The following is a 12,388-nucleotide window of genomic DNA, read 5'->3' on the forward strand; positions in this document are numbered from 1 at the left end:
GGGTTTTCTTTTCCAAGACGCAAAAGTAAAAGGGGCTGCACATGGCAGCCCCCTACGCTTTGATCGAATGCGGGCAATCACTGCAGATCAGGCAAGCAGCCCGGCTTGACGCCGAGCCCCCGCCTGCAGATGACGCCCTGCCCGATCAATCGCGCTTGTACGAATCGCGCAGCGCACGCACTTCGTCATGGTTGCGCTGTGCGCCTTGCGATTGGCGCTGCACCAGGGCCTGCACCTGGGCAGGCAGCGTGTTCTTCAGCGCCTTGCGGTAGCGTGCCACGGCAGCGTCTTCGCCGCGTTCGCACTCTTCCAGCACCGCCTTGTCGTCCTGCACGGACAGGGCCGTCTTCACGGACACCCAGCCGCGGTGCAGCGCACCCGAGACCGTGCCGCCGGACGCTGGCTCGCCACCCAGGCGGCGCACTTCGTGCTCCAGCTCGGTACCGGCGGCCGCGCATTCTTGCGCATGGCGATGGAACACCGACTTGAGTTCGGGAGCCTTGGCGTGTTCGGCGCAGGACTTGAAGCCGTACTCGCCGTCACGGGCGGACTCGAGCAGGTCGTTCAGCACGTCGATCACATCGTCGTTGTCGACCACATCCATGGGACGGGTGTCGCCGGCCTGGTAGCGCGAAGCGCGGTCCCAGGCAGCACGCGTTGCAGGGCGTGCATCGGACCAGGCCAGACCATCGGCGTGGCGTGCGCGCCAATCGTCGGCCAGGCGGGGTTCGACTGCGTCGAAATCGCCTTCATAGCGGCCCACAGAGGACCAGCCCAGTTCGTAGGCAGGACGGTACTGGTCATACGTGCGGCCGCCCACATAGTAGGGCTCGCGCTCGTAGCTTTCGCGCCAGTAGGCATCTTCTGCGGTGGGGTTGACGGCTTCGGCGGCTGCCTTGCCCGTCAGGCCGCCGACGACTGCGCCAGCCACACCACCGACTGCGGCACCCACGGGGCCACCAAAGGCACCTGCGGCTGCACCTGCTGCGGCGCCGCCCAGGGCAGCACCCACTCCGGTGCCCACAGGATGGGAACCTGGTTCATTGGTCAAAGGGTCGCGGTTGGCATCATTGAAATCCGACATGGAAGCTCTCCGGTTGGTTGACAGTGAATTCATTGTTGAAGTCACGCCGCGCAACGCGGGTCGGCCCATGGAGGGCTTGAATGTAGGACAGCGCCAGCCTGCCGATGGCACTGCGGCGTCCGCTGTACAGTGCCGCAGTGTGGCGCTGCGAGCCTTGCCGCATCAAATTCAAACGCTACAAAAACGATAGCTATTTGCGCTTGAGGATGAAGCGGCAGCGGCTGGTTTCATGCTTCGTCCGGGGCGTCCAGCCCCAGCTCCTGGATCTTGCGCGTGATGGTATTGCGGCCGATACCCAGGCGCTGCGCAGCCTCCATGCGGCGGCCATGCGTGGCGGTCAAAGCGGTGCGGATGAGGCGCGATTCAAAGCGTCGCGTCAGGGCGTCCCACACCTCGGGCTGGCCGCCTGCAAGCAGTCTCTGCGCCTCGGTCTCGAGCGCCTGCTCCCAGCTGTTGACGGTGCCACTGACGACCCCACCCACCGCACCCGGCGCCGCCGCGACGGCGGCCGCCGGCGCACCATCCATCGCTGCCGACCACGAGGTGGCCGTGCTGGCGCTGGCTGCGCTGCCATAGGCTGCTGGCGCCGAGCCGGCCAAGGGCGCGTTGGACGCCGCTGGCGCCTGCAAGCCGCCAACCCGCTCTGCGGGCACGGCGTTCGCGGCGTAGGCGGGTGCAACGCCGCCAGGCGCCGACTGGTGCGCCCCTGCGGAGTCGGCGCTGGCGCTGGCGCCTGCACGCTGCGCGGACTGGTAGACGGGCGCCTCCAGCACTTCGGGGGGCAAGTCCTGCTGCGAGATGACCTGGGCCGGCGCCATCACGGTGAGCCAGTGGCAGATGTTCTCCAGCTGCCGCACGTTGCCCGGAAACGCGAACTGCTCCAGCCTCGCAATGGCCGAGTCCGCAATGCGCTTGGGCTCCACGCCCAGCTGCCGCGCGCTTTGCTGCAGGAAGTGGCGCGTGAGCACGGGCACGTCTTCGTGCCGCTCGCGCAGCGCGGGCAGCCGCAGGCGAATGACGTTGAGGCGGTGGAACAAGTCCTCGCGGAAGCCGCCTTCCTTGACGCGCTTTTCCAGGTCCTGGTGGGTGGCCGCGATGACGCGCACATGCGCCTTGACCGCTGCATGGCCGCCCACACGGTAGAACTGGCCGTCGGAGAGCACACGCAAAAGGCGCGTCTGCAGGTCGAACGGCATGTCGCCGATTTCATCCAGGAACAACGTGCCGCCTTCGGCCTGCTCGAAGCGGCCGCGCCGCTGCGTCTGCGCGCCGGTGAAGGCGCCGCGCTCGTGGCCGAACAGTTCGGATTCGAGCAGGTCCTTGGGGATGGCGGCGGTGTTGATGGCCACAAAGGGCCCGTCGGCCACCGGCGAATGCTTGTGCAGCGCACGGGCCACCAGCTCCTTGCCCGAGCCCGATTCGCCGGTGATGAGCACCGTGACCTGACTCTGGCTCAGGCGGCCGATGGCACGGAAAACGTCCTGCATGGCAGGCGCCTGGCCCAGCATTTCGGGGGTCTCGGCCTGGCGCTCCTCGATAACCTCTTCGCGCTGGCTTTCCTCCACCGCACGGCGGATGAGTTCCACCGCCTTGGGCAGGTCGAAAGGCTTGGGCAGGTATTCAAAAGCACCGCGCTGGAAGGCCGACACGGCGCTGTCCAGATCGGAGTACGCGGTCATGATGATGACGGGCAGGCCGGGCTGCAGCTCGCGCACTTTTTCGAGCAACTGCAGGCCCGAACCGCCGGGCATGCGGATGTCGCTCACCAGCACCTGGGGGCCTTGCCGGGCGGGGTCGCCGGCGGTGATGTCGGCCAGCGCATCCAGCACCTCGCGGGGGTGGGTGAAGCTGCGTGTGGGCAGGTTCTCGCGGGCCAGCGCCTTTTCGAGCACGAAGCGGATCGAGGGGTCGTCGTCTACTAACCAGATCGGCTTCATATCTTTTTCTTACCTTCCCTGTGGTTGCGTGTCAGGGACCTCAGGGCAAGGGAATCAGGATGCGGAAGTCGGTGCGACCCGGTACGCTGTCGCATTCGATCAACCCGTGGTGCCGCTGTACAAAGGTTTGTGCCAGCGTGAGCCCCAGCCCCGATCCGCCGTCCCGACCCGACACGAGGGGATAGAAAATCCGCTCTTTGATCGCGTCGGGTACGCCCGGTCCGTTGTCGATGACATGCAATTCCAGTGCCAGCCGATAACGCTGGCGACCAAACGTTACTTGTCGTGCCACGCGGGTGCGCAGCGTGATGACTGCGTCGCCTGCGGCGATGCGGTCGGTCAGGGCCTGGGCGCCGTTCTGCACGATGTTCAGCAGGGCCTGGATCAGCTGCGCCCGGTCGCCGCGGAACTCAGGGATGGAGGTGTCGTAGTCGCGCAGCACCTTCAGGCCCTGCGGGTACTCCACCAGCACGAGGGAGCGCACGCGCTCGCACACTTCGTGGATGTTGACGTCACCTACCAGGTGGGGATGGCGGTGCGGCGCCAGCAGGCGGTCCACCAGGCTTTGCAGGCGGTCGGCTTCGTGGATGATGACCTGGGTGTATTCGGTGAGCTCGCGGCTTTCGAGCTCCATCTCCAGCAACTGGGCGGCACCGCGGATCCCGCCCAGCGGGTTCTTGATCTCGTGCGCCAGGTTGCGGATGAGCTCCTTGTTGGCCTGGGCCTGGTCGAGCAGGCGCTCCTCGCGGTCCTGCCGCGCCTGCTGCTCCAGCGGCCACAGCTCCACCAGAATCTCGCCGACCTGCTCCGCGTCGGCCACGCTCACATGCACAGGCACCGGGTCCTGGTGCAGGCGCTTGAGCCCGGCCTCGTAGCGCAGCGCCGCAAAGTCCTTGCCCCGGGCTCCCGCCAGCGCGGTCTGCAGCAGCGCGGGGTCGGTGAAGAAGGTGGAGAAGTCGGCGCCCTCGAGCGTGCGGCGCGACAGTCCCAGGGTGTTTTCCAGCGCGGCGTTGGCAAACTGCACGGCGCCGTCGGCCCGCAGCACCGCCACGAGCGTGGACATCAGGTCCAGGGAATGAAAACGCCCCGTGTCGGAGGACGGGGCATCGGTGGGAGGAAGGGAGTTCACGCGCTTGTGACGACTACGGTATGGCGAGGGTTTTGGTGGAGTTGCGGCCAGCGAATCAGTTGGCGGCAGCAGGCAGGCGCGCAATCTCGCGCTTGATGCCGGCGATATCGCTTTCGCTGCGGGTGATGTTGGCCTTGAGTTCCGCCGTGCGCTCGATGTAGCGCTGCGGGTTGCGCAGGTCAAGCGCATTGCGCTCGGGCGCGCCGCCGTTGTATTCCTTCACCAGATCTGCGTGGCGCGCCTCGGCCTTGCGCAGCTCGGACTCCAGGATGGCGCGTGCGTCGGAATCGCGGGCCTTCTGGTCGTTGGAGCTGACGCGCGATGCGGACGGTGGCGACGCCGAGGTGGCACTGCCACCACCGGCAGACGGAGCCGCGGCAGCAGGCGCTGCAGCACCTGCGGGGCGGCTGCCCTGCACCACCGTCACGTTGCCACCTTCCACCAGTTTGCAGCCGCGCTCCTTGGCCTGCTGGGCGTTGTTGGTGTATTCGTTGCCACAGCGGTAGATGCGGTCTTGCGCCCAGGCGGCCGGGGCCGTCGTCGCAGCGATCAATAACAGGGAGATGAGCGTTTTCTTCATTCGGTTTCCTCGCACTGCCATGCAGGGGGTGCGGTGGAGTATCCACCAATCACCGTGCATCGCCAATCGAACACCAGCAGGCCCCCACAGGGCTTTGTACAAGGATGCAACGGCCCAGCCACTGGTTCCGTTGCAGTCCGCCCAATCCTTGCGCGCCATGAAAAAAGGCGGCTTGCGCCGCCTTTTGGGTGTAACAGCCTGCAGGCAGGCGATTACAGCGAGTAGTACATGTCGTATTCGACAGGGTGGGGAGCCATGCGGAAACGCGTGACTTCCTGCATCTTGAGGTCGATGTAGGCGTCCAGCATGGAGTCGGAGAACACGCCACCCTTGGTCAGGAAGCCGCGGTCCTTGTCCAGGTATTCCAGCGCCTGGTCCAGGCTGTGGCACACGGTGGGCACCAGCTTGTCTTCTTCGGGCGGCAGGTGGTACAGGTCCTTCGTGGCGGCTTCGCCGGGATGGATCTTGTTTTCCACACCATCCAGACCCGCCATCATCAGAGCCGAGAAGCACAGGTAAGGATTGGCCGATGGATCGGGGAAGCGCGCTTCGATGCGGCGGCCCTTGGGGTTGGCCACGTAAGGAATGCGGATCGAGGCCGAGCGGTTGCGGGCCGAGTAGGCCAGCTTCACAGGGGCTTCGAAGCCGGGCACCAGACGCTTGTACGAGTTGGTGCCAGGGTTGGTGATGGCGTTCAGGGCACGTGCGTGCTTGATGATGCCGCCGATGTAGTACAGCGCGAAGTCCGACAGGCCGGCATAGCCGTCGCCTGCGAACAGGTTCTTGCCGTCTTTCCAGATGGACTGGTGCACGTGCATGCCGGAGCCGTTGTCGCCAGCGTAAGGCTTGGGCATGAAGGTGGCGGTCTTGCCGTAGGCGTTGGCCACGTTCCAGACCACGTACTTCAGGACCTGCGTCCAGTCAGCGCGCTCGACCAGCGTGCTGAACTTGGTGCCGATTTCATTTTGGCCAGCGCCCGCCACTTCGTGGTGGAACACTTCGACCGGAATGCCCAGGGATTCGAGGATCAGGGACATTTCAGCGCGCATGTCTTGCGTGCTGTCGACCGGAGGCACTGGGAAGTAGCCGCCCTTGACCGTGGGACGGTGGCCGCGGTTGCCGCCTTCGAGCTTGGCACCCGAATTCCAGGGGGCTTCGTACTCTTCGATCTCGAACATGACCTTGCCGGGTTCGTTGGACCAACGCACGCCGTCGAAGATGAAGAATTCTGGCTCGGGGCCGAAGAAGGCCGTGTCGCCCAGGCCGGAGGCCTTCAGGTAGGCTTCAGCGCGCTTGGCGATGGAGCGTGGATCGCGGTCGTAGGCCTTGCCGTCGCCGGGCTCGATCACGTCGCACTGCAGGAACAGCGTGGTTTCTTCGAAGAACGGGTCGATGTTGGCGGTGTTCGGGTCGGGCATCAGTTGCATGTCCGAAGCTTCGATACCCTTCCAGCCAGCCACCGAGGAGCCGTCGAATGCGTGGCCGGACGTGAACTTGTCTTCATCAAAGTGGGAAACAGGCACGGTCACGTGCTGTTCCTTGCCACGGGTATCGGTGAAACGGAAGTCAACGAACTTGACTTCGTTTTCCTTCACCATCTTTATCACGTCTGCAACGGTCTTGGCCATCAGGTTCTCCTGGGTAAAGCGCTTGTTGAAAAAAGGATTTTGCGTAAACAAAAGCAGTTTGCGTGCCAGCCGGGTGCAGCCGCCGCACTATGTAGGAGCGCCACGGACTGCAGACCGTCAGCGCACGCATTCGATTGCACCAATGCAGTGCATCAAATTACTTATGGGCGTACTTCAAAGATTGCGCACCAATTCAGGGCCAAACTCCGCACCAAATTCGTGCAACCCTTGTTGGAGGTCTTTCCACGCCGCCGGGACCAGCGGCGCAGGGCCTTTGACGCCCAACTCGATGTGCCGCCCGTATTGTGGATGATCCACGCTGGGCAAACTGAACACCCGGACACTCGGATGCGATTTTTCGATGCGTTCCATCAAGGGCGTGAGGGCAGCCTCCATGGCGCCGTACACCACCACGGATTGCTCGGTTTGTGGAGTGCGGTTGAAATGCGCCGCGTAGTGCTGGTCGAGCACGCCTTCGATCATGGGCCAGGCCATGACAGGAAAGCCCGGCACGAAGTGCACCACACCGCCGCCGGATCCCTCGCAGGTGAACCCTGGAATCTTGTTGTAGGGGTTGGCAATGATGCGGGCACCCACGGGGAAGGTGCCCATGTTGAGCCGGTGCAGATTGTCCGGGCGGTCGGCCTCGTAAGGCACACCCTGCTCACGCGCCACATCCTGCATGCGCTCGCGGATCAAGGCTTCTGCCTCGGGGTGCAACGCCAGCTCCAGGCCCAGCGCGCGGGCTGCGCATTGCCGCGTGTGGTCGTCGGGAGTGGCCCCGATGCCACCGCACGAGAACACGACATCACCCGAGGCAAACGCGCGCTCCAGGGTGGCGGTGATGCGGTCCGGGTTGTCGCCCACATAGTCCGCGTACGACAGGGCCAGCCCGCGGGCGGCGAGCAGTTCGATGACCTTGGGCATGTGCTTGTCGGCGCGCTTGCCTGACAGGATTTCGTCGCCGACGATGATGAGGCCGAACTGGGGATTCATGGTGGGGGGGTTCCGTGGGCGGGTGGTTCTGGCGCTGCAAGCGCGGGGGGATTCGGGGGCGCGGCCTTGGCCGGATCGTCCGGGGCATACAGGGCCTGTGGCCCGGCATGGGGCGCATCCTGGCCGTTGGGTGATGCAGCGGCAGCGGCAGAGATGCGGTCTGCCGCCCCGCCTTCTGCACGCAATTGTTCCAGTGCGGCCAACGCGTAATGCGCGAACCACAGGGAGGAAAAAGCGAACACCAGGGTATAGATCCAGATGGCCAGCGGCACCAGCACCACAAACGCTGCGGCGAACACCACGCCGGAGGCCCAGACGATGCTGGGCGCGGCCCCCAGGTAGCCCGTCACGATGCCGATGCCCAGCAGACTGCTGCGGTGGCGCTTGAAAATCTCCTGACGCTCTTCCTTGCTGGCGTGATCGGCCAGCGCATCAAACACCATCACCCGGTACGTGAGCCAGCCCCAGATCAGCGGCGGCAGGATCAGCACCAGCGGCGGTACGAGCCACAGGGGGACGGACACCACCAGCGCGACCAAGGCCAACACGGTGGAACTGAGCGACCAGACGATGCTGGCGATGAAGGAGCCACCCTTCTTGCGCGCGAGGTTCGGGAATCGCCGGTCAGCCACCAGCCCCACCAGCGCCGGCGTCATCAGCACCGCCACGAGCAGCAGGGAGACCACCACCAGCACGGGGGCCACCGCGAGGATCACCATCAAGGGCGCCACCACCGAAGCCACATCGCCCAGGCCCCAGCCCTGCAGCCAGTTCCAGAAGCTGGCGAGCACGCTCGATGCGTCGAGCAACCCGCGCATGCCCTGGAGTGCCGCATCCCAGTAGAAGTAGCCCAGGCCCAGCGCCAGGCCAAGCATCACCACCAGCGGCAGCACCGACAGCGCCATCACCCGTGGGCGCAGGCAATAGGCTGCAGCGCGCCAGAAAGAATCAAGCAGTAGTCCCATGTCGGCGAGCATACCTTCCCGAAAGAATGCGAGGCCTGTCAGGCCCGCCCGAACAACCGGAGCATGCCCCGCCATTGCTGAGACCAGAAGCCGGTGCCGTAGTCACGCACGCGGCCGTCCGGGCCGGGCTCGACCTGGTCGCGAATGCCGGTCGGGTCGTAGCGCTGCTCGAAATTGGCGGTGCGCATGAGCATGTCCCACCAGGGCAGCAACACGCCGAAGTTGTGCCCACCCAGCACCACCCGGTGGGTGGGACCGCCGCCAGCATCCGCCGCGACGGGCTTGAGGGTTTCATGGCCGATGCCGATGCTGTGGTGCAGGCGGTGAAACCGGGGGCTGACCCACAGCCGTTCGGCCCAGCGGCCAAACCACAACCGCACGTTGGCGTGCTGAAAGCTCTCGCTGAGCTGCGTGATGGCCACGATGGCAATGAACTGCCCAGGTGCCACGCCGATGAGCTGCGCCACGGCCACGAGGATGGTGTCGCGCAGCAGGTCGTCGAGCAAGTGGTTGCGGTTGTCGCTCCACATCGTCATCTGCCGCTGGGCGTGGTGCAGGGAATGCAGGCGCCACCACCACTCGAAATGGTGCTGCCCACGGTGGATCCAGTAGTCCACAAAGTCGAACACCACGAGGTACAGCAGCAGGCTGACCCACGGCACGTCGGTGACGCCGGGCCACATGCCATCGAGCTGGAAGGTGCTGACACCAGCCACCCGCAAGGCACCGAAGAAGGAGTCGACAAAGGGGTCCACCGCCAAGAACAACCCCACACGGAAAAGACCGAGCCGGTGGATCAGCGTGTAGAGGATGTCGGTGCGGATCGTGGCGCGGTCGGTGACGGCTTCCACAGGCCTCCAGCGTTGCAGGGGGCCTATCACCGCGGCAATCACGACCAGCTGCAGCAAACCCACGAGGACCCAGCCCGATGCCTCATAGCCGCTTTCAAGCTGATTGCCCAGGCCCATGGCGAACATCAGGGGCTGCATCACGCTCTCGAACAGCCATTGCTGTGCAGCGTCAAATCCGTTGCCTAGCCAACCCATGCTCATGCTCCATCCATTTCGCCCAACGCGTTGCCGCGCTGTGTTGTGTTCTGTGCGCCGTCTGCGAGGCCTGGCTCAACGTCCTGCCTGCCGGGCGTAGTCCGGGTGCTCGCGCAACGTGCGAAAGCAAAATCCACGCTCCTTCAAACCGACGATCAAGGGTTCGAGCACCGCGGGCGCCCAGGGATCCTTGCGCGACCAGATGCCCAGGTGCGCCAGGAGAATATCGCCACTGCGCACGTCCCGCAGAGCCTTGCGCAACAGCGCATCGTTGCTGGCGCTTTCACTGGGCAATTCGTCACCGAGGAAACCAGCGGGAGACCAGCCCACATGGGTGTAGCCACAGGAAGCGGCGCTTGCCAGCAACTGGGGCGACGTCTTGCCACCCGGCGCACGGAACAATGGCAACGGCTGCCGTCCAGTGATGACCTTCAACCGCTCTGCAGCATGCGTCACTTCCTCGCAGTACTGGGCGGCAGTCAGCACAAAGCTTTGACCTTCACGCGGCCCGGCCGAGGGACGGACACGGAAGGAAGGATGGCGCGCGTCGCCCAGGTCTGCGCGCCAGTAGGTGTGGCTCCAGGTGTGGGATGCAAACTCGTGGCCTTCCGCCGCCCGCGCCTTCCACCAGGGCGCCCAATGGTCGCCCAGGCTGCCATCGCCCTCCTTCGTGCGCTCGTTGGCAGCGAAGAAGGTGACACGCACCTGCTGGCGCTGGAGCACCTCCGCAACCAGAGGAGCAATGCCCATGTGTCCCGTGTCGAAAGTCAGGTAAACGGGTTTATGGCAGGCATTTTGCGCACTGCCGACGGATGAACAAACGCCAAATGCTATCAAAAATATAGCATTTCGCGCAGCCTGCTTCCAGGAAGCTCGCACTGCCGGCACGGCCGTGGCGGAATCAGCCATCACCGTGGCGCGTGCTGCAGTGTCCATACGCCATGGGGCGACTTGCCGACGGTGACCTGACGGACCACCTTCTTGGACTCGGTATCCACCACCGACAGCTTGCGCGCCCAGCGAGAGCTCACATAGATGAAACGGCCATCGGTAGACACCTCCATGCAATCAGGCCCGCCGGGTACCGGGTAGGACTCCACCACCTGGTAGGTATTCATGTCGATCTTGCTGATGGTGTTGGCCACGCGGTTGCTCACGTACAAATGCCGGCCATCCCCGGCTGCGCGGAAGGCGTGCGCACCGCTGCCGGTCTTGATCTTGCGGATGCTGACAGGCTCGCGACCCGACACGTCGAAGACTTCGACGCTGTCGCTGCCCGTCAACCCCACGAACACGCGTTTGTCATCCGTGCTGCCATACACATCGGCCGGCATCGCACCGGTCTTGATGCGCCACTTGATCGTCTGGGTGGCGATATCGATGGCCACCAGCTCGTCACTGTCCTGCATGGTCGAATAGACCGTCGTGCTCTTGCTATCGATCCACAAGTGGCTCGGCGTGCGCGAGGTAGCCACCCGCTGAACAAGCGTCAGCTCCTTGCCGTCCCACCGGTAGAAGTCCACATGGTTGAGCCGATTCGCGGCCGTGATGAACCACTTCATATCGGGCGTGAAGCGCAAGTGGTACGGGTCGACGATGCCGCGCACCGTGCGCTGCACTTGGGCCGTTCGCGGGTCCAGGAAGGTCAGCGTGTCACCCAGAGCATTCGCCACGATGAGGGACTTCTCATCGGGGGTGAGGTACAGGTGGTGGGGCTCCTTGCCCGTGGGAATGCGCGCAGTCTCTGCCCAGGTGGTGGGGTCAATGACACTGACACTGGCTTCCAAAGAGTTCAGCACAAACAACGGGGGCACAGCCGCCAAGGCCGCACCCATCGACATCCACAGACCACCCAGGGCAACGCACGCACGTGCAATCGAAAAAATCTTCACAAAGCCACTTTCAACACAGCCTTCAAGTGTAGCGCCGTGCTCGACAAAGACCTGCGCTTTACACGTAACATCCTTGATATAGAACGATTTTTTGACTCTTACATCAACTTGCGACACGTCGACGGTTAGCTTGTCGCCCTTGACTACAGATCCCGAAGCGCGGCGACCTCCATCACCTCGCATGCGGTGCGCCATCGAGGTATTCATCGCTGGCCTGGATGTGCCTCCAGGCTCTTTAAGTCGGATCGCGAAGCGACTACACGGCGCGGGTCAGCAACTGCAGGTCTTCTTCACCCAGCCAGCGCCACTGGCCCGGTGCGAGATCCATCGGCAGTGTCATCGCGCCAATGCTCGATCGATGCAGCCCTTCGACGCGATTGCCGACGGCAGCGAGCATGCGCTTGACCTGGTGGTACTTGCCTTCTGTCAGGGTGAGGTCCAGCCGGTGGGTATCGATGATCACGCAGTCGGCAGCCCGGACGGGCTTGGGGTCGTCGTCCAGCACTACCCCCGCCAGAAGCTTCGACACCTGCGCAGCATCCACGGGGTGCTTGGTCGTCACCTGATACACCTTGGGCACGTGCTTTTTCGGCGAGCTCATGCGATGGATGAACTGCCCATCATCACTGAGCAGCAGCAAGCCCGTCGTATCCTGATCGAGGCGACCTACCGCTTGCACGCCTTGCACCGCACTTTTGGTGGGACGCTGACGCAACGGGGCCGGCAGCAGGGTGTAAATGCTCGGGTATGTCGAGGGTTTTTGGGAGCATTCAGTGCCGGCAGGCTTGTGCAGCAGCACATAGGCCTTGTCATGATAGGGCCACTCCGTGCCTTGCACCCGCAGATGCAGACCGTCCTCATCGACATCCGCTGCCGCATCCACCAACGGGTGGTAAGCCGGCTCTCCCCCCGCCTTCACTTCCACGAATCCTTGCTGGATCAGGCCCGCACAAACTCGGCGCGTTCCGAACCCTTGTGAATACAGAATGTCCTGTAACTGCATTGCGTCCTCAGTACGACGAGCGGAAAGCATGTTGCTTCCGCGGGACTATTCGAAAGTGCGAATAGCCGATTTGAAATGGCAATCCACAAAGCAAAACGCCCTTCTACTCTAAGAGCAGAAGGGCGGTT

12 protein-coding genes are annotated in these 12,388 nt (G+C 64.1%); all 12 read right to left on the reverse strand.

The window, feature by feature from the left end; genetic code table 11:
- Nucleotides 1-145: 145 nt before the first annotated feature.
- A complete protein-coding gene (locus ACSQ3D_RS25395) occupies nucleotides 146-931 on the reverse strand; it encodes a ferritin-like domain-containing protein (protein WP_436128677.1) in 786 nt (261 codons plus the stop codon).
- Entirely contained in the window at nucleotides 904-1,044 is a 141-nt protein-coding gene (locus ACSQ3D_RS25400; protein ID WP_235503949.1) for a hypothetical protein, read from the reverse strand. Before ACSQ3D_RS25400 ends, ACSQ3D_RS25395 begins: the two co-directional genes overlap by 28 nt.
- 267 nt (nucleotides 1,045-1,311) lie before the next feature.
- On the reverse strand, nucleotides 1,312-3,021 hold the full coding sequence (gene ntrC, locus ACSQ3D_RS25405; protein ID WP_436128678.1) for a nitrogen regulation protein NR(I): 1,710 nt from the start codon (nucleotides 3,019-3,021) through the stop codon (nucleotides 1,312-1,314).
- 40 nt (nucleotides 3,022-3,061) lie between these two features.
- Complete coding sequence (glnL, locus tag ACSQ3D_RS25410; protein WP_396505834.1) at nucleotides 3,062-4,084, reverse strand: nitrogen regulation protein NR(II); 1,023 nt, start codon at nucleotides 4,082-4,084, stop codon at nucleotides 3,062-3,064.
- A 121-nt stretch (nucleotides 4,085-4,205) separates the two neighbouring features.
- Nucleotides 4,206-4,730, reverse strand: coding sequence for a hypothetical protein (locus ACSQ3D_RS25415; RefSeq protein ID WP_436128679.1), 525 nt, complete (start codon nucleotides 4,728-4,730; stop codon nucleotides 4,206-4,208).
- Between the two features lie 212 nt (nucleotides 4,731-4,942).
- Nucleotides 4,943-6,358: a type I glutamate--ammonia ligase gene (gene glnA, locus ACSQ3D_RS25420; RefSeq protein WP_056163798.1), complete on the reverse strand. Its 1,416-nt coding sequence runs from the start codon at nucleotides 6,356-6,358 to the stop codon at nucleotides 4,943-4,945.
- 174 nt (nucleotides 6,359-6,532) lie between these two features.
- Nucleotides 6,533-7,354, reverse strand: coding sequence for a competence/damage-inducible protein A (locus ACSQ3D_RS25425; protein WP_436128680.1), 822 nt, complete (start codon nucleotides 7,352-7,354; stop codon nucleotides 6,533-6,535).
- On the reverse strand, nucleotides 7,351-8,319 hold the full coding sequence (locus tag ACSQ3D_RS25430; RefSeq protein ID WP_436128681.1) for an EI24 domain-containing protein: 969 nt from the start codon (nucleotides 8,317-8,319) through the stop codon (nucleotides 7,351-7,353). The genes ACSQ3D_RS25425 and ACSQ3D_RS25430 overlap by 4 nt, the downstream gene beginning before the upstream one ends.
- A 38-nt stretch (nucleotides 8,320-8,357) precedes the next feature.
- Nucleotides 8,358-9,365, reverse strand: coding sequence for a sterol desaturase family protein (locus tag ACSQ3D_RS25435; protein ID WP_436128686.1), 1,008 nt, complete (start codon nucleotides 9,363-9,365; stop codon nucleotides 8,358-8,360).
- A 75-nt stretch (nucleotides 9,366-9,440) separates the two neighbouring features.
- Entirely contained in the window at nucleotides 9,441-10,274 is an 834-nt protein-coding gene (locus ACSQ3D_RS25440) for a polysaccharide deacetylase family protein (RefSeq protein WP_436128682.1), read from the reverse strand.
- Nucleotides 10,274-11,257 carry a YncE family protein gene (locus ACSQ3D_RS25445; protein WP_396505835.1) on the reverse strand — a complete coding sequence of 328 codons (984 nt, stop codon included), beginning with the start codon at nucleotides 11,255-11,257 and terminating at the stop codon, nucleotides 10,274-10,276. Before ACSQ3D_RS25445 ends, ACSQ3D_RS25440 begins: the two co-directional genes overlap by 1 nt.
- Nucleotides 11,258-11,513: 256 nt before the next feature.
- On the reverse strand, nucleotides 11,514-12,260 hold the full coding sequence (locus ACSQ3D_RS25450) for a pseudouridine synthase (protein WP_436128683.1): 747 nt from the start codon (nucleotides 12,258-12,260) through the stop codon (nucleotides 11,514-11,516).
- Nucleotides 12,261-12,388: the final 128 nt, after the last annotated feature.

This window comes from Acidovorax sp. LjRoot117 (assembly GCF_964252695.1).
GTDB lineage: Bacteria > Pseudomonadota > Gammaproteobacteria > Burkholderiales > Burkholderiaceae_C > Acidovorax.